The sequence below is a fragment of the Pseudomonas chaetocerotis genome, from assembly GCF_015712105.2.
In the GTDB taxonomy this organism is placed as follows: domain Bacteria; phylum Pseudomonadota; class Gammaproteobacteria; order Pseudomonadales; family Pseudomonadaceae; genus Aquipseudomonas; species Aquipseudomonas chaetocerotis.
This window is the reverse complement of sequence record NZ_JACFYX020000009.1, coordinates 1-22,554: the sequence shown is the minus strand read 5'-3', so window position 1 is coordinate 22,554 and position 22,554 is coordinate 1. Positions and strand designations below refer to the sequence as shown.

General features: G+C 62.7%; 26 protein-coding genes and 1 pseudogene. 26 read left to right on the top strand and 1 reads right to left on the bottom strand.

Annotated features, from left to right (window positions below; translation table 11 throughout):
* Positions 1-33: 33 nt before the first annotated feature.
* From H3221_RS16520 to H3221_RS16420, 21 genes are all read left to right on the top strand, one after another.
* Complete coding sequence (locus tag H3221_RS16520) at positions 34-267, top strand: hypothetical protein (protein WP_196476459.1); 234 nt, start codon at positions 34-36, stop codon at positions 265-267.
* Positions 267-1,103 (top strand): hypothetical protein, encoded by an 837-nt coding sequence (locus tag H3221_RS16515; RefSeq protein ID WP_224490652.1) that lies wholly within the window; start codon positions 267-269, stop codon positions 1,101-1,103. The genes H3221_RS16520 and H3221_RS16515 overlap by 1 nt, the downstream gene beginning before the upstream one ends.
* Entirely contained in the window at positions 1,090-1,905 is an 816-nt protein-coding gene (locus H3221_RS16510) for an ATP-binding protein (protein WP_196476458.1), read from the top strand. The genes H3221_RS16515 and H3221_RS16510 overlap by 14 nt, the downstream gene beginning before the upstream one ends.
* Positions 1,902-3,314 (top strand): replicative DNA helicase, encoded by a 1,413-nt coding sequence (locus H3221_RS16505; RefSeq protein ID WP_196476457.1) that lies wholly within the window; start codon positions 1,902-1,904, stop codon positions 3,312-3,314. Before H3221_RS16510 ends, H3221_RS16505 begins: the two co-directional genes overlap by 4 nt.
* A complete protein-coding gene (locus H3221_RS16500; protein WP_196476456.1) occupies positions 3,311-3,676 on the top strand; it encodes a hypothetical protein in 366 nt (121 codons plus the stop codon). Before H3221_RS16505 ends, H3221_RS16500 begins: the two co-directional genes overlap by 4 nt.
* On the top strand, positions 3,669-5,051 hold the full coding sequence (locus H3221_RS16495) for a tyrosine-type recombinase/integrase (RefSeq protein ID WP_224490650.1): 1,383 nt from the start codon (positions 3,669-3,671) through the stop codon (positions 5,049-5,051). The genes H3221_RS16500 and H3221_RS16495 overlap by 8 nt, the downstream gene beginning before the upstream one ends.
* Positions 5,044-5,346 (top strand): hypothetical protein, encoded by a 303-nt coding sequence (locus H3221_RS16490; RefSeq protein WP_196476455.1) that lies wholly within the window; start codon positions 5,044-5,046, stop codon positions 5,344-5,346. The genes H3221_RS16495 and H3221_RS16490 overlap by 8 nt, the downstream gene beginning before the upstream one ends.
* On the top strand, positions 5,343-5,885 hold the full coding sequence (locus H3221_RS16485; RefSeq protein ID WP_196476454.1) for a hypothetical protein: 543 nt from the start codon (positions 5,343-5,345) through the stop codon (positions 5,883-5,885). Before H3221_RS16490 ends, H3221_RS16485 begins: the two co-directional genes overlap by 4 nt.
* A gap of 164 nt (positions 5,886-6,049) precedes the next feature.
* Complete coding sequence (locus H3221_RS16480; protein WP_196476453.1) at positions 6,050-6,451, top strand: putative holin; 402 nt, start codon at positions 6,050-6,052, stop codon at positions 6,449-6,451.
* A complete protein-coding gene (locus H3221_RS16475; RefSeq protein WP_196476452.1) occupies positions 6,444-6,761 on the top strand; it encodes a phage holin family protein in 318 nt (105 codons plus the stop codon). The genes H3221_RS16480 and H3221_RS16475 overlap by 8 nt, the downstream gene beginning before the upstream one ends.
* Before the next feature lie 3 nt (positions 6,762-6,764).
* Positions 6,765-7,556 (top strand): hypothetical protein, encoded by a 792-nt coding sequence (locus H3221_RS16470; protein WP_224490649.1) that lies wholly within the window; start codon positions 6,765-6,767, stop codon positions 7,554-7,556.
* A gap of 115 nt (positions 7,557-7,671) precedes the next feature.
* Positions 7,672-8,217, top strand: a complete 546-nt coding sequence (locus tag H3221_RS16465) for a terminase small subunit (RefSeq protein ID WP_196476451.1) — start codon at positions 7,672-7,674, stop codon at positions 8,215-8,217.
* Positions 8,189-10,171 carry a phage terminase large subunit family protein gene (locus tag H3221_RS16460; protein ID WP_196476450.1) on the top strand — a complete coding sequence of 661 codons (1,983 nt, stop codon included), beginning with the start codon at positions 8,189-8,191 and terminating at the stop codon, positions 10,169-10,171. The genes H3221_RS16465 and H3221_RS16460 overlap by 29 nt, the downstream gene beginning before the upstream one ends.
* Positions 10,162-10,386: a primosomal replication protein PriB/PriC domain protein gene (locus tag H3221_RS16455; RefSeq protein WP_196476449.1), complete on the top strand. Its 225-nt coding sequence runs from the start codon at positions 10,162-10,164 to the stop codon at positions 10,384-10,386. Before H3221_RS16460 ends, H3221_RS16455 begins: the two co-directional genes overlap by 10 nt.
* Positions 10,383-12,029 (top strand): phage portal protein, encoded by a 1,647-nt coding sequence (locus H3221_RS16450; protein ID WP_196476448.1) that lies wholly within the window; start codon positions 10,383-10,385, stop codon positions 12,027-12,029. The genes H3221_RS16455 and H3221_RS16450 overlap by 4 nt, the downstream gene beginning before the upstream one ends.
* On the top strand, positions 12,004-14,118 hold the full coding sequence (locus H3221_RS16445) for a ClpP-like prohead protease/major capsid protein fusion protein (protein WP_196476447.1): 2,115 nt from the start codon (positions 12,004-12,006) through the stop codon (positions 14,116-14,118). The genes H3221_RS16450 and H3221_RS16445 overlap by 26 nt, the downstream gene beginning before the upstream one ends.
* 78 nt (positions 14,119-14,196) lie before the next feature.
* Positions 14,197-14,505 (top strand): DUF2190 family protein, encoded by a 309-nt coding sequence (locus H3221_RS16440; RefSeq protein ID WP_196476446.1) that lies wholly within the window; start codon positions 14,197-14,199, stop codon positions 14,503-14,505.
* The gene (locus H3221_RS16435) at positions 14,505-14,828 is read left to right on the top strand and encodes a hypothetical protein (RefSeq protein WP_196476445.1); all 324 of its coding nucleotides are present in this window, start codon (positions 14,505-14,507) and stop codon (positions 14,826-14,828) included. Before H3221_RS16440 ends, H3221_RS16435 begins: the two co-directional genes overlap by 1 nt.
* Positions 14,825-15,286: a hypothetical protein gene (locus tag H3221_RS16430; RefSeq protein ID WP_196476444.1), complete on the top strand. Its 462-nt coding sequence runs from the start codon at positions 14,825-14,827 to the stop codon at positions 15,284-15,286. Before H3221_RS16435 ends, H3221_RS16430 begins: the two co-directional genes overlap by 4 nt.
* Before the next feature lie 4 nt (positions 15,287-15,290).
* On the top strand, positions 15,291-15,491 hold the full coding sequence (locus H3221_RS16425) for a DUF7210 family protein (RefSeq protein ID WP_196476443.1): 201 nt from the start codon (positions 15,291-15,293) through the stop codon (positions 15,489-15,491).
* 3 nt (positions 15,492-15,494) lie between these two features.
* Positions 15,495-16,271 carry a phage tail tube protein gene (locus H3221_RS16420; RefSeq protein ID WP_196476442.1) on the top strand — a complete coding sequence of 259 codons (777 nt, stop codon included), beginning with the start codon at positions 15,495-15,497 and terminating at the stop codon, positions 16,269-16,271.
* Positions 16,272-16,371: 100 nt separating this feature from the next.
* Here H3221_RS16420 and H3221_RS16415 read toward each other — a convergent pair whose 3' ends face one another.
* The gene (locus H3221_RS16415) at positions 16,372-16,566 is read right to left on the bottom strand and encodes a hypothetical protein (RefSeq protein ID WP_156049256.1); all 195 of its coding nucleotides are present in this window, start codon (positions 16,564-16,566) and stop codon (positions 16,372-16,374) included.
* Positions 16,567-17,189: 623 nt separating this feature from the next.
* On the opposite strand from H3221_RS16415, the gene H3221_RS16410 reads away from it, so the two are divergent.
* The 5 genes and pseudogenes from H3221_RS16410 to H3221_RS16390 form a co-directional block, all read left to right on the top strand.
* Positions 17,190-17,537, top strand: a complete 348-nt coding sequence (locus H3221_RS16410) for a hypothetical protein (RefSeq protein WP_196476441.1) — start codon at positions 17,190-17,192, stop codon at positions 17,535-17,537.
* A 100-nt stretch (positions 17,538-17,637) separates the two neighbouring features.
* Positions 17,638-20,715: a tape measure protein gene (locus tag H3221_RS16405; RefSeq protein ID WP_196476440.1), complete on the top strand. Its 3,078-nt coding sequence runs from the start codon at positions 17,638-17,640 to the stop codon at positions 20,713-20,715.
* Positions 20,716-20,755: 40 nt separating this feature from the next.
* Positions 20,756-21,166 carry a hypothetical protein gene (locus tag H3221_RS16400; protein WP_196476439.1) on the top strand — a complete coding sequence of 137 codons (411 nt, stop codon included), beginning with the start codon at positions 20,756-20,758 and terminating at the stop codon, positions 21,164-21,166.
* 62 nt (positions 21,167-21,228) lie between these two features.
* Positions 21,229-21,741: a hypothetical protein gene (locus H3221_RS16395; protein ID WP_196476438.1), complete on the top strand. Its 513-nt coding sequence runs from the start codon at positions 21,229-21,231 to the stop codon at positions 21,739-21,741.
* Between the two features lie 3 nt (positions 21,742-21,744).
* Positions 21,745-22,554 (top strand): annotated as a pseudogene (locus H3221_RS16390) (hypothetical protein); the annotation flags it as partial.

Genomic DNA, 22,554 nt, shown 5'->3' with positions numbered 1-22,554 from the left:
TCGATTCACGCCGAAGCGTGCGGAGGTGACGCCATGACCGTGCGCCGAGAAGCCCCGGGCTCGCCCGTGACCTGCGGCCCCGGGCTGCCGGTGATCGCCGGCCCCTGGCCCACCTATCAACAATTCCGGCACCTGCCGGAGCGCGAACGCTGGGTGCTGTACGGCTCGGCCAAGGCCTACCGCGAGGCCCTGGAGGGGCAGGGGTTCGTCATGGCTGAGACCTACGGCGAGTTCATCAAGCGCGTGACCGAGGAGCTGAACATCTGATGGCCCGGATTCGCTCTATCAAGCCCGAATTTTGGACGAGCGAGCAGGTAATGGAGTGCCAGCCGCTGGCCAGGTTGCTGTTCATCGGGCTGTGGAACTTCTGCGACGACGCGGGCAATCACCCGGACGCCGAGAAGACCATAAAGGCCCTGATCTTTCCTGGCGATGACATTGATTCGCCGACCGTTCGACGACTACTCGACGAGCTGTCGGCGCATGGTCTTCTGTCGTTCTACGAGCACGAGGGTAAGCGTTACCTGCATGTGAGCGGATGGAAGCACCAGAAGATCGACAAGCCGACAGTGAAGTACCCACCGTTTTCAGAACCCCCTGCGATACCCGACGAAGTCACGGGGGGTTCAGGTCATGTTGTCGACGAGGACTCGCCGAGTGGTAGTCGAGGCCTCACCCCCGGAAGGGGAGAGGATAGGGAGAGGAAGGGGAAAGGGAAAGGAAAGAGCAAAAGCAGTACGCCACCCAAGGGTGTCGGCACCACGGTGAGCGCAGAACTGATGGCTGAGTCTGTGCCAGGTCTTTCGCTGGACGTTGCTCGTGACTACCTGGCTCACCGGAAGGCCAAGCGCGCCCCGCTCACCCCCAGAGCGTGGAAGGGGATCGCGAACACCTTGGCCCAGGCCGGGCAGTTGGGCATCACGCCCGATGCCGCCATGGCCAAGGCCATTGAGCGCGGATGGACGGGCCTCGAGATCGAGTGGCTTCGAAACGCCGGAATGATTTCCGGGGCTCCGCCTGCAGGCCGACCTGGATCGCTACTGACTGACCTGCCGCATCACGCCGCCGAAGATTACGAGGACAACGCCAATGTCAAATTCTAAGTTCCTGTTCAGCCCTGCCCCCCGCACCCGCTTCGTCGGTACTCGTGCCCCTACCTGTCCGGCTGGGCGGCATCCTGACTATGCCCCGCACGAGGTCGAGCAGTTCGACGGCACCTGGCTGCCGGCGCCTTGCGTGGCCTGCCAGTGGGAGGCAATACACAACACGCCAGCCAGCGAGCCGGGCCGCGAAGAAGCCCTGGCCGAGTTTCAGGCAGCCTCGTTGAATCGCCGCCTGTTCGCCACCGGCATCACACCTCGTTACCGGGGGTGCACATTCGACACTTTCACCGCCAGTACGCAGCCCCAGGAACGCGCGCTGGCGGCCTGCCGTGAGTACGCCGAGGTGTTCGCCGATCACCTGAAGATTGGTCGCGGGCTGATCCTGCTGGGCAACGTGGGTACCGGCAAGACGCACCTGGCCTGCGCCATCGTTCAGCACGCCGTGCGCGAGTTCGAGGCCTGGGCAGTCGTCACCAGTGCCGCCGAGATCTGCCGGGTCATGAAGGGCAGCTTTGGCAAGGGGGCGACTTACACCGAACTGGGCGTGCTCGAGGAGCTGGCCGGTCCCGATTTGCTGGTGATCGACGAAATCGGTGTGCAATCGGCCAGTGACTTCTCTCCGGGCGTGCTCAGCGATGTGATCGACCGCCGTTATCAGCACTTGCGTCCGACCATTCTGGTGAGCAATCGCACGGCGATGGAACTGTCGAGGTTCGTCGGCGACCGTGCTGTGGATCGGATGCGCCAGGGTGGTGGCCGCGCCATTGGCTTTCACTGGGAATCGGCGCGGAGTGACGCATGACCTACGACGACATGCAACTTGAGCCGGTACCCGAATCGCGCCTGTACAGCCACGAGTCTGAGTACGCCGTGATTGGTTCGATGATCAAGCAGCCGGACCTGATCGACGAGCTGAGCGCAAATCTGGAGCGCAATGACTTCCACCACCCAGCCTGTGCCGAGGTGTTCGAAGTTGTCTTGGCCTGCCACCGCCGGTCCATTCCGGTGGATATCGTGACCATTGCCGAGGCCAGGCCAAGCTTGGCTGACGGTCAGCGGATGCTGGCGGTTGCCGCGACCATGATGGAAAACACCCCCAGCACGGCGAATGCGGCTGTCTACGCACGTGAGGTGCGCCGCCGCGCTGTGGCTCGCCGGGTGGTGATGGCCGCCCAGTCGATGATCGAGAGCCTTCAGGACGGCGAGGCGCTCGACGAGGTGCTTGCCAGGGGGCAGCAGGCTTGGCTTTCGCTCGAGGCCGAAGGCATGGACACGTCACGTCGCTATCGTTTCGTTGGCGAGATCCTGCCGGAGGCGATCGACACGGTGGACAGTCGTTTCAACCGCCAGTCCATCCTGGGTTATGACACCGGTCTGCCGTCCCTTGACCACTACGTCACGCTCAGCCCGGGGCGGATGATCGTCATTGCCGGCGCGCCAGGCAGCGGCAAGACCACGCTCGGGCTTGGACTGGCCGAGCGCGTGGCCGTGCACCACAAGGTCACCTCGCTGGTGTTCTCGTTCGAGATGGAGGATGACGAGCTGGTCTATCGCTCGATTGCCTCGGTTGGCCAGGTGCCGCTGAAGCACCTGACCGAAGGCCACTCGATGACCGACGACGACTGGCCTCGCATGACGGCGGCCGTCCAGAAGCTCATGGATGCGCCGCTGGCCCTCTGCGACGACGCCTCGCTGACGATGAAGGATATTCGCCAGATCGGCCGGACGGTGAAGCGTGCGCACGGCCTTGGCGCCGTGGTACTGGACTATATCGGCCTGATTCCTGGCGAAGGCTCTGGCAGTCGCTATGAGCAGGTCAGCGCGATCAGCAAGGCGCTGAAGCGGCTGGCCAAGGAGCTGGGCGTGCCCTTCATCGTGCTGGCCCAGCTGAACCGCGCACCGAATGCCCGTGGCAACAAGCGACCCACCAAGTCGGATCTGCGCGACTCCGGCCAGATCGAGGCTGATGCCGACGTGGTGGTGCTGGTGCACCGTGACGACGAGTCGGATGCGGGCAAGGCAGGGGTCACAGAGCTGATCGTGGACAAGAACCGCCACGGGCCGAAGGGGAGTTGCTACGTGCAGCACCAGGGCGCCTTCCACCGCTTCGCCGAACTGCAGGCTGGCTATCACTTCGAGGAGGACGAGCATGAGGAGAGCGGCCGTCCATTTGCCGGGCGCAGTTACGGCAAGGGGAGGGCAAGCGCATGAACCACGCACGCAAGAACCAGCCCCTGGTCCTACCGGATGACTTGGCCGAAGCCCAGTTGCTGATGGAGCGCCTGAGCGCCGACTGCACGCGGGTGCGCGGCCAGATCGACGCCGCTAAAGCTGAGCGACAGGCCACTGGGCGCTATGCCGACCCGAACTGGTTCCATCGGGTGAGCACTGCGCTTCGCTGGATGAACCGTGATCGACAGCGCCTGCAGGATCACATTGCCGCGCTTCGTCGGCGTGCCGGTGCTGGGCACGACCAGGCACTGATCAAGCGGCTGCGCGTGCTGGTTGGTGAGGAAGCTTTCGAGGCGTGCCGGCAGCTTGCTGCCCACGACGAGGTTGGCGGCCATGGGTGACCTGACGATGCGCACCGTACGGACACAGTTCACCGATGCCGAGATCCGCGCCCAGGCCGCGCACGAGGATGTGCGCGACCTTCGAGACATGCGTTACCCCTCGCTTCGCTTCCGGTTCGGCCGGGATCGTCAGAAAGGCACCTGGCACGTCGTTCTCGGTGCGAAGTGGCACAAGGTAGGGCGCTGGCCTGGCCTCACCGCAAAAGCGGCGATAGGGGCTCTGCCGGCGGTTACAGCGCGTCTCGCTGCCGATCCTGCTGCGTCGGCATCGGCCGGCGCCTTTCGCACGCTGGGTGAGGTGCTGGAGTGGCATCTGGAACGACAGGAGCGTAACCGCTCGCTGTCTACGAAGCGCAAGGCGGGGATCAAGTCGATGATCACCCGGCACCTTGTCCCGAGCCTGAAGGGCGTCACGCTGCTGGAGACGAACAAGGCCACCCTGGACCGCGTGCTGTTCTGGCCGATGCAGGAGGCCTACGCCGCCGGCTACGTCCGCCAGGCCTATGGGGTGCTCGTCAGTGCTTTGCGCCGTGCGCACCGGCTGGGGCTGGTCACGCATAACCCGATGGGCAGCATGCGCTTTCCTGACTTCGTGCAGGAGCGGATCGTGGCGAAAGAAGCGAGCCTTCGTCCGACTGACTTGCCGGCGTTGCTGCCATGCCTGCAGGAGCACCACGAGCGCGACCCGGGCGCCACGCTGCTGGCCTTGCTGATGCTCTGCCATGGCACCCGCGTCGGGGAGACCCGGCAGGCGAAGTGGCGGCATGTGCTGCTGAAGGATCGCCGTTGGATCATCCCGGCAGTGGCGGCCAAGTCTCGTGCCGAGCATGTGTTGCCGTTGACGGATCAGGTGGCGGCGTTGCTGGAGGCGCACCTTGAGCGGCAGCGCGCCCGAGGCATCGAGTCGGTTTATCTGTTCCCAGGCCGCGCAGGCAAGCCGCTGTCGGAGAAGCAAGCCAACGAGGTGTTCGTGCGTCTGGGTGGCGATCAGTGGCGCAGTCACGCCCTGCGCAAGCTGGCCCGCACCTGCTGGACGGAGCTGGGCGTTGACCACCTGATCGGCGAGCTGCTGCTGAACCACGCCATCAAGGGCGTGCAGGCCGCCTACATCCAGACCACGGCTCAGGACAAGAAGCGCGAGGCCCTGGAGCTGTGGCACGGGCATCTAGACAGCCATGGCTTTGCCTCGATTCACACCATGACATTTGCGAGACCGCAGGTGGAACGCACCGCCGACGAGGCCGCACAGCGCGCAGGTTCTGGCGCTTTTCCGCTTCCACAGGAGCGGAGGTTGCAAAACGACATTTCGGGGCCGGATGCCGGTGCCCAGGATCAGCAGTCGGCCGGCGCCGACGAAGGGGGAAACGATGAGTAATCGAACCGCGGGCCTGCCCCGCAAGTGCATGAGCGAGGTGGAGCGCCGCTTCCTCAAGATCGCCGGTCAGGAACTGGCGAAGGTTCAGGTTGGTGGCGCTGCAGCTATGGCTGTGCTGCTGGAGATGGTGGCGAGCTGGCACGGGAACCGACGCGACATTGGGTTTCACGACTTCGGGCAGCTCTGGCTGCAGGAGGGCAACTGCGCCAATAAGGCGACGGCCACCATCCTGAAAGACCTGTTTGGCGTCGGCGATCCAGAGCCGACCCCTCGTCGTATCGGGAGGGCTGCATGACGGTCTACAAGGATGCCGGTCACTGCATCGGCCGGGTGATGTCCATCGAGATGCACGACGGCACCGCGAAGGCGCCATGGCAGCGGAAGTACCAGGCCGGCTTCGAGGGTATCGTGGCGGAGTCGGTCAGCGACGGCTTGTCACCGGAGGAGCGCACCACACAGGACGCAATGACACGATCGATGCTCAAGCGGTCACTGCCTCCCGTGCAGTGGCATGCCTTGGTGGCGAAGTTCTCTATCAACGAGAACGAGGTGAGAGAGTCGGCCAGCTACCTGACAATCAACGTCGTGACCCCCGCGCACCACTTGTTCCGGACCAAGTGCGTCATGGCCTGGGTGGTTCCGGAACGCCGTAAACGGTTGCCGACGGCGTTCTACCAGATCCACACCTGGGACGCAGACGGGACGCCTGACAGGACATTGCGGCGCTGGAGGTCGATCACCAAGCGTTGGCTTGACGATCAGGTCAACGCCGCGCACGTGACGGTCGAGGCGCTGCTCGAGCAGAACGGTTTGTTGCTTGATCACACCGCTTGACAGTGACCAAGTGACCGCGTAGTTTTCGAACCTGCGGTTTGGTGCGTGATCAGGTGCACGCCCAAGCAGGAAAGCCCGGCCATTGAGCCGGGCTTTTTCGTTTCCGGGCCATGCCCAACAGATGGCGCAGTTCTACGCCATCTCAATAGACTGGAGAATCACGCATGGCAGAGCCGAGCAGCGTTGCGGCGGTTGCCGTGCCTGGTGTTCTGGGCATTGGAGCCGCCGCACTCATTCCTGGCGTCGACCTTAACGCCGTGATCGGTGCTTGGGCCGGCGCCTTGTTTTTTGTGACCTGGGCGCGAGACCTGTCGATCTGGTCGCGCCTGGCCTATCTGGTCGTGTCCTGGGTTGGCGGTTATTTCGTGGCGGCTGAACTCATGGGCCGCAGCCTCACCAAGTTCTCCGGCCTGCCTGGACTGCTTGCCGCTGCGCTAATCGTCACCGTGCTGATCAGCGTTGCCGAGTGGGTGAAGGGCGGGAAGATGCCGGGGTGGATAAGCGCGGCTCTCGGCTGGGCACGCCACGCGCTTAGCCGTCCTGGCTCTGGAGGTGGCAATGGGTAGCATCATCGTTGCTGTTGCACCGGACTACTGGACGCTTGTCGCTGCCGCGATCTGCGCAGCGATCAGCGCCAGGATTGTCGCGTGGCGCCCGCAGCCAGGCCAGCAGTACAAGCTCGGACATTCCCTGCTCGCTTGGCTGATGGCTGCCGCCTCGGGTGGCTACTCGCTGTCGGTAGGCCTGTCCGTTCTCTACTTGCGGGCCGTGGCACCGGTGTCGCCGATGCTGGTGTTCATCCTTCTAGTGGTCATGGCTCAGGTGTACCGGGCGCGTGGCAACGTTGCCTCCTTTATTCGGGTGAACTGGGGGTGAGTTGTGAGCGTAAAGGTGACGTTCACCGGCCTGCGTGAGCGCCTGCAGACCCTGGATCGCCTGGAGCGTGAGCAGCTGCCTTTCGCTGCAGCCCTTGCACTGACGCGCACTGCGCAGGAGGTGCAAAAGGGCGTCCGCGATGAGATGGAAACGGTATTCGATAGGCCAACCCGGGCCACGCTCAATAGCCTGTTCATCCAGCCAGCCACCAAGGACAAGATGGAGGCGAGGGTGTGGATCAAGGATGGCCGCAGCACCAACGGTGCCGGCAACCTGGTGGGGCAGGAAGGGCAGTGGGGCCAAGGCCGCGCTGCATCCACCTGGCTGACGCCGCAGATCTACGGTGGTGGGCGAGGTGATAAGGGCTTCGAGAAGATGCTGCGCCGTCGTGGTGTGCTCGGCTCGGGCCAGTACGTGGTGCCAGGCGAGAAGCTGGACCTGGACCAGTACGGCAACGTAGGGAAAGGCAGGCTGACCAAGATGCTGTCGGGCGCTCAGCTATTCACGCAGGAAGGCTACAACGCCAACGCCACTGATAGTCGCCGCTCCATGCGCAAGGGCAACCGTCGCTACTTCCTGATCAGGAAGGGCAGCAGGCCCATAGGCATTGCCGAGCGCCTTGGCTATGGCAGGGGTAGTAGGAACAACATCCGCCTCGTCCTGGCCTTCGTGCGGCGTCCGTCGTACAGCAAGCGTCTCGACTTCTTCGGTGTTGCTGAGCGTATCGCTGAGGATCAATTGCCCATTCAGTTCGAGCTGGCCATGGCCCGCGCCCTCGGGACGCGCCGCCGTTGATGCACCAGCATGGGGCATTTTGGGTCCTCCCAGGGTGGGGGTGCCTGGAGGGTAATTCGAGCCCCGCGCGCCAAATATGTATGACCCATTTCCGGAGGTTGGTTGTTGTTTAGTCATGGCCAAGAACGAAACAACCAGGCAGCCGGGATGGTTGAACAAATCCGAGATGGCGAAGTCGCTCGGCATTTCCCCGCAAGCCTTTGATAAATGGGGCGTTGAGCCTGTAGCCAAGATTGGTCGTGAGGCCTTCTTTCGGGTGCAGGATGTGGTGCAAAACCGCATCGAGCACGCAGCGCGGAAACAACAACCAGAGGGGGCTGATGGCGAAGCTGTCGATCCGCTCGCCGATCACAAGCTGACACTTGAGCGCATTCGACTGACGGCAGCCCAGGCCGACGCCCAAGAGAAGAAAAACCGGGTTGCCGAGAAAGAGCTGGTACCGGTCGCATTCGCCACCTTTGCCCTGGCTCGGATCGCCGCGCAGATCGGCTCCAAGCTGGAAACCGTCTGCAAGACAGTGAGCCGCCGCCACCCTGAACTTGACGCCCGGATCCTTGAGAGCTTCGAGCGGGAGATTGCCATGGCCCGCAACATCGCCGCGCAGTTCGGCGACGACCTACCGGGAATCCTCGATGAGTACCTATCAACCCTGGACACTTGACCTAGCAAAGGCGGTCAAGCTCGGGTTGCAGGCGCTGTACAAAGAACCGCCGATGACGGCGGTCGAGTGGGCAGATAAGCATTTCTACATGTCGGCCGAGTCCTCGTACAACGAGGGCAAGTGGCAGACGGCACCGTTTCAGGTGGCGATCCTCAACGCGATGGGCAACGACCTAATCAAGGTCGTCAACTTCGTGAAGTCGGCGCGGATCGGTTACACCAAGCTGCTGATGGCCAACATCGGCTACAAGATCCAGCATAAGCGCCGCAACGTCATGATGTGGTCGCCGACCGACCCTGACGCCGAGGACATCAGCAAACAGCACGTCAACGGCCTGATCCGTGACGTGCCGGTGTTGCTGGCCCTGGCGCCCTGGTTTGGGCGCAAACACAGCGACAACACGCTGGATAACAAGGTTTTCTCCAACCGCCGCAATCTCTGGATTCGCGGCGGCAAGGCCGCTCGGAACTACCGGGAGAAGTCGGCCGACGAAGTGATCTACGACGAGCTTTCGAAGTTCGACGCCAACGTCGAGGGCGAAGGCTCGCCGACCTTCCTGGGTGACAAGCGCCTCAATGGCGCGGTCTACCCGAAGTCGACCCGAGGATCTACGCCAGGTCGTGAAGGCTACTGCCAGATTACCAAGGCGGCCGAGGAATCGCCGATCAGGCTGCGCTTCCATGTGCCGTGCCCGCACTGCCACAAAGAGCAGGTGTTGAAGTGGGGCGGTAAGGATTGCGAGCACGGTCTGAAGTGGGAGAAGAACGACCGCAACGAAGCGGTGAAGGCCTGGTACAGCTGCGAGCACTGCGCCTGCATCTTCTTCCATCAGGATATGGTCGCCGCTCAGTCGGCAGGCCGCTGGATCTGCGAGGCGACCGGCATCTGGACGCGCGATGCAATGGAGTGGTTTGGCCCCGACAACGAGCCGACCAGCACGCCGCGATCCATCTCGTTCTACTGCTGGGCGATTTACAGCACCTGGGTGACCTGGCTGTCGCTCGTGGATGAGTGGCTGGTTGTCGGTAGCGACCGGGAAAAGCTGATCACCTTCATCAACACCACGCGCGGCGAGGTATGGATTGAGGATCAGGGCGAGCGCGTCGAGTGGGAAAACCTATACGGCCGTCGCGAAATCTACCCGTGCACCGACCGCGTGCCGGAGCAAACGCTGGGCATCTTCGTCGGCATCGATACCCAGGATGACCGCTATGAGCTTCGGTTCTGGGCTGTCGGTGCTGGCGAGGAGTTTTGGCTGATCCGAAAGACCGTCCTTACCGGTAACCCAGATAGCGCCGAGCTCCGGCGCCAGGTGGGTGCCGAACTCAACCGGGAGTTCAAGCGGCCAGACGGGACGCCGATGCGAGTTGAGCGCGCCTGCTGGGATGCCGGTGGTCACCACTCTGACGTGGTGGCGGAAGAGAGCATCAAGCATGGCGTGCGCTGGGTGGTGCCGATTTTCGGTGCCAGCAGCTACGGCAAGCCCATCGCCAACTTCCCGAAGCGCCGCAAAAACAAGATCTACAAGACCGAGGTCGGTACCGATAACGCCAAGGAGCTGATTTACGGCCGCCTCAACATCGAGGTTCCGCAGCCCTGGGTGTCGACGCCCGGGTGCATCCACTTGCCGCTGATCGACTGGTGCGACGAGGACGAGCTGAAACAACTCACCGCCGAGCGCAAGAAGCCGGTGATGGTGAAGGGTAAGCGCGAACTTCGGTGGGATCCGGGCGGCCGCCGCAACGAGGGGCTCGACTGCCTGGTGTATGCCCTGGCCGCGCTGCGGATCAGTCAGCAGCGTTTCGGCTTCGACCTCGACGCCCTGGAGGCTGCCCGCCAGGCCGCAGCCAAGCCGGTGGCCGCCGAGGTGATAGACAAACAGACCCCCAATCAATCCGCGCAGGAGGTGACCAACGCCTTCCTGAGCACAACAGGTGGTAGTCCATGGCTATGAACCTTGAGCAGGCGCGAGCGATCCTGCAGCGCTACGTCGACGCCGAGCAGGAGGTGCTGCTGGGCAAGTCCACTTCGTTCGGTGGTCGCACCCTGACCATGGTCGATCTCGGCGAGATTCGCCGCGGCCGGCAGGAATGGGAGCGCAAGGTGCAGAGCCTTGAGCGATTGGCTGGTGGGCAATCCCGCCCGTACAAGCTGGCGACCTTCGAATGAACTGGATTGATCGGCTGTTGGCGCCCCTGGCGCCTGGCTTCGTCGCTCAGCGCATGCGTCACTACTCGGTGATTCGTGCTTATGAGGCGGCCAAGCCATCTCGCACCCACAAGGCCAAGGGTGAGGCGCGTTCCGCTGACGCGGCGCTACAGGCTGCCGGCCGCTCGTTGCGCGAGCAGTGCCGGTGGTTGGACGAGAACCACGACATCGTTACCGGATTGTTCGACCGTCTGGAGGAGCGGGTAGTGGGCGGTGCCGGTATCGGTGTTGAACCCCTGGTGCTGACCCTTGCCGGTGATGTGCATCTGGAGTTCAACGCCCAGATCAAGAGCGCATGGGCCGAGTGGTCGTTGCTGCCGGAGACTTCCGGCGAGCTGACACGTCCGCAGATGGAGCGTTTGGTGGCCCGCACCTGGCTACGCGATGGCGAAGGCCTCGCGCAAAAGATCATGGGACCGGTGGCCAACTACCGGCACCTGACGCTCGTGCCGTTCGCGCTCGAGCTGCTGGAGCCGGATTACCTACCGTTTGAGTACAACGACACGTCGAAGGGGATCATCCAGGGCATCGAGCGTGACACCTGGCGCCGCATTCGTGCCTATCACTTGCTCAAGGCACACCCCGGTGACCTTGGGCACGGGATCTACCAGAGCACCAAGCGCGTCGACGCTGATCGCGTTATCCACATCGCCAACCGCAAGCGCATCGGTCAGAACCGTGGCGTGCCGCTGCTGCATGCCGCATTGACCCGCCTGGCAGACCTGAAGGACTACGAGGAAAGCGAGCGCATTGCGGCACGTATCGCGGCGGCGATGGCCTTCTACATCAAGAAGGGCGAAGCGCACGAGTACGACGACAAGAAAGCCCCTGAAAGCAAGCGCGGCTCGTTCCCCATTGCACCGGGGATGATCTTCGATGATCTGCAGCCAGGTGAAGACCTGGCCATGTTCGAGAGCAATCGGCCGAACCCGATGCTGGAGGGCTACCGCAACGGCATGCTCCGTGCGGTGGCTGCTGCTGGCCGAAGCGCTTATTCGACTATCGCCAGATCCTATGACGGCACCTACTCGGCGCAGCGCCAGGAGCTGGTCGAAGCCCAGCTTGGGTACGACGTCCTGCAGCACGAGTTCATCGACTACTGGTGCCGCCCGGTGTACCGCACCTGGCTGACGCTGGCGGTTGCGTCTGGCGTGCTCAAGCCGCCGGCTGACGTAGATATGCGCACGCTGCTGTCGGCTGTGTACCAAGGCCCGGTCATGCCGTGGATCAACCCGGTGCACGAGGCCAACGCTTGGGAAAGCCTGGTCAAGGCTGGCTTCGCTGATGAGGCCGAAGTGGCACGCGCTCGTGGCCGCAACCCGCAGGAGCTCAAGAAGTCGCGCGCCGCCGAGATCAAACAGAACCGCGAGCTGGGGCTGGTGTTCAGTTCGGACGCCGCGCACAGCCTGGCCAAGGGCAGCGAGATGAACGCCGTCGAGGCGATCCAGAAGGCCTATCTGGGTGTCGGCAAGGTGCTGACCAGTGACGAGGCCCGCGAGCTGGTGAACCTCTACGGCGCGAACCTGGCCATCCCTGGCCCTGACTTCAACACCGAACCCGACCTAAAAGGAGGCGCCGATGGGCAGCCAACGCAAGATGAGTAGCACCATGCTGCTGGCCCCGCTGGCCATGGCGTGTGCGCTGACGAACGAAACCAGGCCGGCCGAGAGCTGGTACAGCATCAAGGCGCTTTCCCGCGGCGCTGCCGAGATCCTGCTTTACGACGAGATCGGCGCCTGGGGCATCACCGCTCAGCAGTTCGCGCGCGAGCTCAAGGCGCTGGGCGACCTGTCGCTGATCAGCCTTCGCATTCACTCCCCCGGCGGAGACGTTTTCGAAGGTACTGCCATCTACAACCTTCTCAAGCACCACCCGGCTCGGGTAGAGGCACACATCGACGGCCTCGCCGCCTCGATGGCCACCGTCATCGCCATGGCCGCTGACACCATCTACATGCCTGAGAACGCAATGATGATGGTGCATCGCCCCTGGGGCATCCAGGGCGGTGAGGCGGACGACATGCGCCGCTATGCCGACCTGCTGGAAAAGATCGAGGACACCATGGTTGCCGCCTACATGGCCAAGACCGGGAAGTCCCAAGACGACATCAAGGCTTTGCTCAAGGCAGAGACTTGGATGGATGGCCGAGAGGCTGTCGAGGCCGGCTTCGCCGACCAACTCACCGAGCCGCTCGCCGCGGCAGCTCAACTCAACTCGAAACGCATGCAGGAGTTCGCCCACATGCCCGAAGCACTGATAACCTTGTTGCAGCCGCGCGCGTCCACTCCGAGCGCTGCCGCACCGACTCCGGCGCCGACCCCGGCCGCCCCGGCTCCCCAACCTGCACCGGCAGCGCCTGCCGCTCCGGCCGCAGCCGACGAAAGCGTGCTGCGTGCCCAGATCCAGGCTGCCGAAAACACCCGCCGCGAGGGTATCCGTGCGGTGTTCCAGCCGTTCGCGGCCTCCCATGGCGAAATGCTCAACGAGGCGCTGCTGGACGGCAACGTGACCATCGAGCAGGCTCAGGCCAAGTTGCTGGCCTCCCTGGCGACTGGCGCCACCCCGAGTGCCGGTCCGTCCGGCGGCCAGGGTGCCAACGCCCACATCTTTGCCGGCAACGGCAACCTCGTCGGCGACTCCGTTCGCGCTTCCGTCCTGGCTCGCGCCGGCCTCGAGGAGCAGCAGAACGACAACCGCTATAACTTCATGAGCCTGCGCGAGCTGGCCCGCGCCTCCCTGGCGGATCGCGGCATCGGCGTCGCCAGCATGAACCCGATGCAGATGGTCGGCCTGGCCTTCACCCACACCACCAGTGACTTCGGCACCATCCTGATCGATGTGGCCAACCGCTCGATGCTGGCGGGCTGGGAAGAGGCGCTGGAAACCTTCCAGCTCTGGACGAAAAAGGGCTTCTTGTCCGACTTCAAGACCATGCACCGCGTCGGCCTGGGTGAGTTCCCGTCCCTGCGCCAGGTGCGCGAGGGCGCCGAGTACAAGTACGTGACTGTTGGCGGTCGCTCTCAGCCGATTGCCCTGGCCACCTACGGCGAGATTTTCAGCATCACCCGCCAGGTCATCATCAACGATGACATGAACACGCTCACCGACATCCCGCGCAAGATGGGCATGGCCGCCAAGGCCACCATCGGTGATCTGGTTTACGCCATCCTCACCAGCAACCCGGCGCTGTCGGACAATAAGGCGCTGTTCCATGTCGATCACAAGAACCTGCTGACCGGTGGCACCTCGGCGCTGTCCATCGATTCCCTGAGCAAGGCCAAGACCCAGATGGCCACTCAGAAGACCGAGGTAGAAGGCGGCAAGCCGCGCACCCTGAACATTCGTCCGGCCTTCGTGCTGACCCCGGTCGCGCTCGAAGACAAGGCCAAGCAGATCATCAGGTCGGCGTCGGTACCGGGTGCGGAGTCGAACTCCGGCATCGAGAACCCGATTCGCAACTTCGCCGAGGTGATCGGCGAGCCGCGTCTGGACGATGCGTCGGCTACCGCCTTCTACCTGGCCGCCCGCCAGGGCTCGGACACCATCGAGGTGGCCTACCTCGACGGCAACGAGCTGCCCTACATGGAGCAGCAGCAGGGTTTCACCGTCGATGGCGTGGCCACCAAGGTGCGCATCGATGCCGGCGTCGCGCCGCTCGACTTCCGCGGTCTGCAGAAGTCCAACGGCGCCTGATAGGCACCTCCCTCTGAAAGCCCCGCCAAGTGCGGGGCTTTTTGCTTTCAGCCTTCCCCAAGCCACAGGAGATTCCCCATGGCCAAGAATTACCACCAGGACGGCAACGTCCTCGACCTCATCGCCCCTGCTGGCGGCGTGGTTTCCGGCGGTGCCTATCGCATCGGCACCATCAACTGCGTGGCCCTGGTCACTGCTGACGAAGGCGAAGTGTTCGCCGCCCAGGTTACTGGCGTCTGGCGCCTGCCTGCCGCCGCCGGCCTCGCTGCCGGCGCCGGCGTTGACCTCACTGATGGCGAGCTCGTAGCCGTCGGCTCGGGCGCGCTGTTCGGCAAGCTGGTCGGCGCTACCGTCGCCGGCGAAGCGCTCTGCCGCCTGAGTAACTGATGCCAACCTTCGGTGACCGTGTCGCGCGCCTGGATACGCGCGTGATGCGGCTCCTCAAGGACGGTTGCGCCGAGTACCAGCCGCCGGGTGGCTTGCCACCCGTGCGGGGCGTCGAGGTGATGGTCGACGAGAACCTGATGCAGAACGGGCCGGACGGGATACTTCCGACCGAGGCCGTGGGCATCACCTGGCGCAAGGCGCAGTTGCACGACGTGACCCGCCTCGGCGTGTTCGTGCATGCCGGGCGTCGGTTCACCGTCGAGCAGAAGATCATGGACGACGGCCACATGGCCACCGCTGCCTGTATGGAGGTCAAGCCATGAAGCCCAACCCCATCAGCCTGGGCCGCAAGGCCCTGGTGCAGCACCTGCAGTCCATAACCGCCGCCAACGGCTACAGCACCAACGCCGGCCACAACGTGAAAACGGGGTGGGTGAACGAGGTGCTGGAAACCGAGAAGGAAAACCTGCCGCTGATTTGCATCCAGAAGGGCAAGGACCTGACCCCCAAGCCAGGCCCTGACGGCTTGATCAAGTACAGCGGCTTCTCGGTGGTCGGTGTTATCTCGGCCCCTCTCACCGATTACGAAGACGCCATCGACGACCTGGAGCGCGACATGCTGCTTGCACTGTCGCCCACCAGCGGTGCCCGTCAGCGCTGGATGCCAGTCGGCATCACCGGCATCACCGTAGGCGCACCTGAGCAGTACCCGCCCGGGCAAGGCGAGCCGACCGCCCGCGTGCTCATCCCCGTGCATCTGCACACCATCATCGAAAGGTAACCCAATGACCCAGAAAGAGACTGCCGTGCAGGCAGGGGATGCGGCCGCCCAGAAAAAGGCCCCGGAGCTGTTCGAGGTCACCCTCGCCAAGCCCCACACCCACGCCGGCAAAGAGCTGAAGCCGGGCGACAAGATCAAGGTGACGGCGCGTCAGCGCGAGTGGCTGCAAGGCCTGGAAGTCGTCGCCAAAGCCGAGGAGAAATGATCGATGACCATCAAGAAAGAAACCGTGGTGATCGGCGGTCACCTCAAGGCGCGGGAGCAAGGCAGTGGTCTGCCGTTCCAGAAGGTCGGCCTGGTATCGACCATCCAGCACGCCACCGAGACCAACTCTCTGACGCTGAACGACACCACCACCCCGCAGGGTGGCGAGTACGACTCGCTCGACCGTGTGACCGGTGTGACGCTCAACATCAACTTCCGCGAGATCTTCAGCTGGGTCTTCGCTGCCCTGGTGTGGGGTGATGTCACCAACGTAGCCGCCGCCACCCACACGGGCGAGATCAAGCGCGCTGGCGTCGATGGCACCATCGCGCTCGACCACATGCCGCTGACCATCTCCGGCGTGAGCAACGAGGCCGGCGATACCGACTTCGACGAAGATGACGACTGGATCATGACTGGCTCTGGCATCCAGGTGGTTGCCGGCGGCGCGCTGGAGGCAGCCATCGAGGCGGCCGGCACCACGCCGTACAACGTCAGCGTCGACTACAGCTCGGCCGAGGTCGACGTGATCGAGGCACTGACCAACAGCGGCAAGACCTTCGAATTCCTGTTCGAGGGTGAGAACGCCGCCGGCACCCAGAAGCGCGTCGAGGCCCGCTTCTTCATGTGCCGCCTGAACCTGGCCACCACCATGGACTGGATCAACACCGAGGACTTCGGCGCGTTCGAGGCCACGGCCAAGGTGCTGCGCGACGATAGCCGCGTGGGCGCTGGCACCTCGAAGTACTTCCGCATCAAGAAGGAGAAGGCTGCGGCCTGATCCGGCTCGGCCAGGGATGGCCACCACTTTTACAGAGGTAAGGCTATGCAACCCTCATCGCCGGTCGTCACCTTGAGGATGGGCGCCACCCTTGGCGGGATCAGCCTTGATCTTTCGGTAGGCATTTCGCGCGAAGCTTTTGAAAGCGCACTTGCAGGCGCATCAGTTGGGTCGTTGCCTTCAGGTATTCAATCAGAATCTCTGGATCTACACCTTCCGGCTCTTTGTTCCCAAATGCCTGAGCTGCTTGCGCAAGGGCTTTTAACCCAGCATCGAAATCTGGCCGCTGAGTCATTGCGGTTGCTCCAGCTTGAAGTTGACGAGCGCAACAGCGTAGCCGCGGCAGGCGAGGCGCAATAGCTGGGGTTTCGTACAGGGGCCGCTCCGGGTTTCGATGATCGCGCTGATCGGCTACATTCCCTGCCATAACCATGGGGAGGGAAATGGATGACAAGCCCAACAGTTGACCCAGCGAAAAGACCAGGCTCAGTGCACTGGCTCATCGTTGTTCCGATCTTAGCAATAGTGTTTATCGGAGCGTTTGTATTTAAGCGAACTGTCGACGTCGAAACTCACATTGCACCGATAATGGATGGAGCGATACCAGATCGCATAGGTTGTGATATCGGGTGTGATTTCTTAAATAACTTTCATGGGTGGCAACCCTATCTAGTGCGAGTCGCCGAGGTCGCTAGGCGAGACTTCAGCTGCAAGAGGGTCGAGTACGTGAATATCTCAGAGCAGGATTCCCTGGTCGAAAGTCCGAGGTTCTTCGTTTTATGCGCCGGTGCAAACGGTGAGGCGCATAGGATTCGATTGTCGAAGAGCACCGTCGATTTCGAGTACTCAAAGCTGAATCACTGACAAGTCAACTTTTCAAAACCCGCTTCGGCGGGTTTTTTATTGCCCGGAGAAAATATGAGCGATGCTTCTGGTAAGGCTGTAGTAACCGTTGGTAAGGGCGATGCTGCTGTTGATGTGGTGGTGTCGGAACTGACAGTTGCCCAAATGCGCCAGGTCATCCTGAACAACCCTTGGCCTGGAGAGGAGGCTGCTCCCGAAGACCTGGTGCATTACCAGTTGGACAACTACCTGTTCGACGACTGCCGCCTGTGCGATCTATCAGTGATGGCCTGCCTCAACAAAGAGACGCTGGATCGCCTGACGGGCAGCGACTTGCGCAAAATCCTGGCGAAAGCGAAGGAGCTGAACCCTGATTTTTTCGCCGCAATGGGTCGCATGGCGGCGGTCCGAAAGAGTTCCTGAAAGACCTTGAAGGCTGCATCGCCGCCCTGTGCCGGCTTGGCCACCCCAACGTGCTCAATTACCCATGGCGCCTGTTCAAGCGCTGCCTTAAGGAGTAGCCATGTCTGAAGTCGAACTGCGGCTGACGGCTGACACAGCTGATGCCACCAACGCCATTGGCGGGTTCCGCAAGGAGTATCAGACCCTCGTAAAGGCTATCCAGGCACCACTGCGCCAGATTGACGCCCTGCAGAAGACCACCGAGAACGCCAAGGCAGCCACCTCGGCATACTTCGATGCGAAGCGCCGGGTGGATGAACTGAAACGCGCGATCGAGCAGGCCGGCCAGCCGGTACGCGAGCTTGATCGTGCGTATGCACAGGCACAGCGCACGCTGTCGCGCGCCACCCTTGAGTTCGACCGGCAAAAAAACAAGGTGCGAGAGCAGCGTGCCGAACTCAAGGCCGCAGGCGTTGATGTACGAAACTTGGCTGCAGAGCAGCAGCGACTGCAAGCTTCGCTCGTCGGTGCGATGGGTAAGGGCCAGGCAGATGCATCGATCCAGCGAGCGCTCGACACCTTCGGTATTACCCGTTTGCGCGCGTTGCGGGAACAACTGGTCACGCTACGCAGTGATTACCAGCGCCTGGGGCAGTCCGGCCAGATGGCGGCCACTGAACGCATCGCCGCCGAGATCAGGTACCAGGCTGCGCTGAACCGCACTCAGCAGCAGATCCGTGAGCTGACCTCGGCTGATGGTGGGGCTGACGCTGGCGGCGGTATTGCGGCGATTACCGCGCGCATCGCGGCTATCACTGCGGCAGCCTACACGCTGCAGCGAGTTGCTGGTTTCTACTTCAATGCCGCCGACGCGGTTGGCGAGCTTGAAGATCGCATGCGTAATGCGTTGCCGGTGCAAGAACAGTACGAGCGCGCCCAGGCTCGCCTGGAGGACATCTCGCGACGGGTTCGTATTCCAATCGAACAAGTCAGTGAGCTGTTCATTCGGTCCGTTGGGCCGCTGGGCGAACTCGGGTTTTCTGCCGCGCAGACTACTGATCTGGTTGGTGCGCTGTCGGCAGGCCTGGTGGCAAACAGCGTGAAAGGCGATCAGGCGGCAGCGGTTATCGACCAATTCACCAAGGGGCTGCAGACTGGTGTCATTCGTGGTGACGCATTTAATGCGGTTCTGCAGAACTCACCAGCGCTCATCGATGCGCTGCAGAAGGGGCTTGGTGTTACTCGGGCTGAGCTGATCCGCATGGCGAATGCCGGCGAGCTGACTACAGATAAGGTGGTTACTGCCTTTGCGGCGCAAGCTGACGCCCTGCTTGGTTTGACTGATGCAATGCGAAGCACTACCAAGGATGGCGTCAATACCTTCACTCAATCCGTAGACAAGCTTATTGGCGCCATCGACAAAATCACGGGCGCCTCTGCTGCTGCTGTTAAACAACTGGACAAAGTGTCTGATGCCATCAGTGACCTGGCTGACGGCAAGAAACAGCGCGCCCTGGAGTTGCTCGGCAACGCGCTGATCACTGGCGGAAAAGGACTTGGCACAGTGTTGCCTGGCGCGGAAGCGTTCACGAGAGTTGTGGACGGTTACCGCAGGATGAGCGATGACTCCGCAAATGCACTGGAGGACCTGACCGAAGCCGAGGCCCTGGCTCGAACCGATGCCGAACTCATAGAAGAACAGCGCCTGGCGGACTTTCGATCGTATGCCGGTGAGTTTGGTAAGGAACAGGAGCGCCTCACCAACGCATTCAAAACAGCCGTCGACGACCAGGTCGCAGCGCAGAATCGAGCCAACTCCAAGCTGAAGAGGGCTCAGGATGCGCAGCTTGAAACTTCGAAGCGCTACCGATCAGCTCTTGAGAAACTCGGCGCCGGGTCTGTAGGGGAGGCCAGCTACGGAAATGCATCTTCGTTGCGCGCTGCTGCCAATCAAGCGCTGCGCGCTGGCGATGCGGAGAAGGCCAAGAAGCTCGCTCAGCAGTCGCTTGAAATGCTGATGAAGTTGGCCGAGGCCGGCGAGAGCCCTTACGGCTTCGAGGGGTTCATCAAGGGCCTTGAGGGAATCGAGCAAGCCGCCGACAAGGCGATCCTTGCCAGCGCCGAGGCAGCAAGAAAGGCCGAGATCGAAAAGGTTCGCGAGCTCAAGAAAGAGTTTGAAGACCTGAAGAACTTCAAGCTGACGCCGAGCATCGACGATGAAGCGCTGGCCAAAGAAACGGAGAAGATGAAGCGCTGGGCTGCGATGATCGGTGAGTCCTTCGTCATCCGCCCGCGCACCTCAGCCGCGGCTGATTCTGGCGCTGGTGAATGGCACGCGCCGATGCTGACGCCTGGTACTGGTGCCGGCTCCACCGCCGCCCCAGTGAGCGCCCCGGTGAAACCAAGCGGCATTGTCCAGGACGCTTCAACAGAGGCGACGCTTCCGCCCGTGAGCGTTCCGGTAAAGCCCGCTGGCATTCGCCAGGACGGCGCCAACAGTTGGACAAATCTCCCTGCCGTAGAGGTGGACATAGCCCCAAAAGGTATTCGCCAGGATGGCCAGAACAGCTTCACGAACCTGCCGGTTGATGCGGATATCGTTGTAAAAAGCGTTGCCGCACCAGAAGGTGAGCTGCCTGTAGTACCGGCGCTGCTGCGGCCTGTTGGTCCTGCGCCTGACGTGCCGCCTGTGCCTGTCGAGAGCGCGATTGATGAGGTGTCAAAGGCGGGGGTTCTGCAGGAGTTCGGCGCCTTCATCGAGCAGCTTCGTAAATCCTCTGTTGTGCCGATTTCACTTTCGATGGGTCCGGCTCCTGCTGCTGGCGCCGTTCCCGGCTTCGCCGGCGGCGGCTACACCGGCTCGGGCGGTCGCCTGGAGCCGGCCGGGGTGGTGCATCGCGGCGAGGTGGTCTGGTCGCAACTGGACGTCGCCCGCGCCGGCGGCGTTGCCGTAGTCGAGGCCATGCGCCGTGGTCTGCGCGGGTACGACATGGGCGGCATCGTCGCTCCTCGTGCGCTACCCGCGATACCGCAACTGGCCCCGTCGCTGCAGGAGCAACTCGCCGGCCCCATGTTCCCCGACCTGGGGCGAGTGGTGTTCGAGGCAGGTGGCCGGGAGGCTGTTGTATATGCCTCGCCACAAGAGACGCTAAACCTGCGGCGTTTGGCTATGAAATTCGCTGGCACGAGCCGCCCCTGAGTGGGCATTATCAAGGTTCAGCAAAACTAAGGAGCTGGTTATGAGCGAGCAGGAAAGGCAGTACAACGATGCGCCTGATGACGGTATGGACTGGATGCTTCAGAACCTTATCAAGGTGGCCGAGGCCGGTGCTGGACTGCCGGTCACTCTGACTACAACTGGTGGCACTGTCGCTGGACATCTCATCAGCGGTAAAGAGTACATCGAGTTGGTTGAGCAAGACTTGAGCAATGCTGTGCCAGTTGGCGGCTCAACAGAAATCATCGAATCGATTGTCGAGTGGGTTCAAAAGTTGTCGCCCGTCTTCAGCTCTTACGATGAAGGGGGCGCATACTTTATTCACCTGAAGGAGGCGCGCCTAGATGTTGCTGGTCGACTCGTAAGCACTGGTCGCCCTTGGCGCGGCAACTTATCGCATGTGACTGGTTTCATCATTGGCACATTCAATTGACCCCGTATCAGTGTAAAAAAGAGCCCGCCTAGAGCGGGCTCTGTCATTTCTGGAGCCCTTGAATGTCTCTACCACGGATCATGCTCGGCGGTGTTGAGCTTGTGCTGCACTCGGGCGCGCCAGTCGAAACGCTGGAGCCGCTCGCCGCGGGTAGCGCAATGCTGCGTATGAGCGACGGCGCGGGGGTGATTCAGACCCACTTCGAAAAGATGCAGGGCAGCATCAGCGGTCAAGGCTGGATGCCGCCCGGATTGTCAGGCTTGAGCTACAGCCTGCCGCTGGAGTTGCGCACCACCAAGGTTGAGTCCATCAGCGGCAACGCTTTGGTGTACACGCTGACCAGCACCCCACGGCCGGACTTCGCGCCGTGGGGGCTGGCCCTGGTTGGTCGCGACTGGGTGCGCACTGCCTGCGCCGTCGACGATGGCGTTGCCACTCTTACGGCGGTAGCTGGAGCCACTGCCTACCGCGTCTGCTGGATGCCCATTTTCTCGGTGCGCGCCACGCGCCCCAGCGAGAACCAGGACTCTAGCGGCAACGTGCATAGCTGGTCCCTGAACTGGGAAGAGGTCTAACCCATGCTGATCGGAGCTCAGCCGCTGGCCAGCGGCCCGCTTGCTGTCGCCCTGGGTTCGACCTACGAACCGGTATACGTGGTGCGCGGCCAGGCGTTCAATTGGCGTGTGCGCCTGCTGGTGGATGGGGTGGACCTCACCAGCCAGGTTACCGGCATGATCGATGTCGACCTCGAGGAAGGCGCCGCCGGCGTCGGCGGCTTTGTGCTGTACCTGCCGCCAGGCCCGGTAGTTCCGGACGACTGGAAGGGCAAACCGGTCCTGATCGATTTCATCAGCCGTGACCGTTACGGCGTGATCACAGAACAGCGGCTGTTCACCGGCAAGATCGAAATGCCTGAGTGGGATCCAACGTGGCGGCTGCTGGCGTGCGATTGCAGCGACCAGCTGCAGCAGCGCGTTGAGGGCATGCCAATCGAGGCCATCGACGCGCTGACCGGCGGCCATTGGTCTGCCGATCTGTTCGAGCCGGTAACAGGGCGCAGCCGCTGGGATTACGCGCAAGAACGCATGGAGAGCCGGGCGGCCAGCCTGGATTGCTCACCCACCGGCACTGTGCGCGTGACCAACTGGGCGGCTGCTGCCGTGCCGCACTTCGTGTTCGGCCCCGGCACGACGCTGTTCGAGAGTGTGCAGATTGACCTGCAACCGCTCGGCGCGGCCACCAACCGCCTCGAGATCGATGCCGGTTACCGGTTCCCCCGGCTGTGGCAGCACATCCAGGGCTTCGGCTGGACGCACCCGGAAGCCAGCAGCGTTGGCATTCCTGGCTTCTGCCAATGGCGGGTATGGACCAGCGACTTGCCCACCACT

Excerpts from the sequence above, each read along its gene's own strand:
- H3221_RS16515 (WP_224490652.1), top strand. The coding sequence starts at position 267 with ATGGCCCGGATTCGCTCTATCAAGCCCGAATTTTGGACGAGCGAGCAG.
- H3221_RS16415 (WP_156049256.1), bottom strand. The coding sequence starts at position 16,566 with ATGACTCAGCGGCCAGATTTCGATGCTGGGTTAAAAGCCCTTGCGCAA.
- H3221_RS16395 (WP_196476438.1), top strand. The coding sequence starts at position 21,229 with ATGTCTCTACCACGGATCATGCTCGGCGGTGTTGAGCTTGTGCTGCAC.
- H3221_RS16500 (WP_196476456.1), top strand. The coding sequence starts at position 3,311 with ATGAACCACGCACGCAAGAACCAGCCCCTGGTCCTACCGGATGACTTG.
- H3221_RS16490 (WP_196476455.1), top strand. The coding sequence starts at position 5,044 with ATGAGTAATCGAACCGCGGGCCTGCCCCGCAAGTGCATGAGCGAGGTG.
- H3221_RS16510 (WP_196476458.1), top strand. The coding sequence starts at position 1,090 with ATGTCAAATTCTAAGTTCCTGTTCAGCCCTGCCCCCCGCACCCGCTTC.
- H3221_RS16460 (WP_196476450.1), top strand. The coding sequence starts at position 8,189 with ATGAGTACCTATCAACCCTGGACACTTGACCTAGCAAAGGCGGTCAAG.
- H3221_RS16425 (WP_196476443.1), top strand. The coding sequence starts at position 15,291 with ATGACCCAGAAAGAGACTGCCGTGCAGGCAGGGGATGCGGCCGCCCAG.
- H3221_RS16455 (WP_196476449.1), top strand. The coding sequence starts at position 10,162 with ATGGCTATGAACCTTGAGCAGGCGCGAGCGATCCTGCAGCGCTACGTC.
- H3221_RS16450 (WP_196476448.1), top strand. The coding sequence starts at position 10,383 with ATGAACTGGATTGATCGGCTGTTGGCGCCCCTGGCGCCTGGCTTCGTC.
- H3221_RS16430 (WP_196476444.1), top strand. The coding sequence starts at position 14,825 with ATGAAGCCCAACCCCATCAGCCTGGGCCGCAAGGCCCTGGTGCAGCAC.
- H3221_RS16440 (WP_196476446.1), top strand. The coding sequence starts at position 14,197 with ATGGCCAAGAATTACCACCAGGACGGCAACGTCCTCGACCTCATCGCC.
- H3221_RS16480 (WP_196476453.1), top strand. The coding sequence starts at position 6,050 with ATGGCAGAGCCGAGCAGCGTTGCGGCGGTTGCCGTGCCTGGTGTTCTG.
- H3221_RS16505 (WP_196476457.1), top strand. The coding sequence starts at position 1,902 with ATGACCTACGACGACATGCAACTTGAGCCGGTACCCGAATCGCGCCTG.
- H3221_RS16405 (WP_196476440.1), top strand. The coding sequence starts at position 17,638 with ATGTCTGAAGTCGAACTGCGGCTGACGGCTGACACAGCTGATGCCACC.
- H3221_RS16400 (WP_196476439.1), top strand. The coding sequence starts at position 20,756 with ATGAGCGAGCAGGAAAGGCAGTACAACGATGCGCCTGATGACGGTATG.
- H3221_RS16465 (WP_196476451.1), top strand. The coding sequence starts at position 7,672 with ATGGCCAAGAACGAAACAACCAGGCAGCCGGGATGGTTGAACAAATCC.
- H3221_RS16420 (WP_196476442.1), top strand. The coding sequence starts at position 15,495 with ATGACCATCAAGAAAGAAACCGTGGTGATCGGCGGTCACCTCAAGGCG.
- H3221_RS16445 (WP_196476447.1), top strand. The coding sequence starts at position 12,004 with ATGGGCAGCCAACGCAAGATGAGTAGCACCATGCTGCTGGCCCCGCTG.
- H3221_RS16520 (WP_196476459.1), top strand. The coding sequence starts at position 34 with ATGACCGTGCGCCGAGAAGCCCCGGGCTCGCCCGTGACCTGCGGCCCC.
- H3221_RS16475 (WP_196476452.1), top strand. The coding sequence starts at position 6,444 with ATGGGTAGCATCATCGTTGCTGTTGCACCGGACTACTGGACGCTTGTC.
- H3221_RS16435 (WP_196476445.1), top strand. The coding sequence starts at position 14,505 with ATGCCAACCTTCGGTGACCGTGTCGCGCGCCTGGATACGCGCGTGATG.
- H3221_RS16495 (WP_224490650.1), top strand. The coding sequence starts at position 3,669 with ATGGGTGACCTGACGATGCGCACCGTACGGACACAGTTCACCGATGCC.
- H3221_RS16485 (WP_196476454.1), top strand. The coding sequence starts at position 5,343 with ATGACGGTCTACAAGGATGCCGGTCACTGCATCGGCCGGGTGATGTCC.
- H3221_RS16410 (WP_196476441.1), top strand. The coding sequence starts at position 17,190 with ATGAGCGATGCTTCTGGTAAGGCTGTAGTAACCGTTGGTAAGGGCGAT.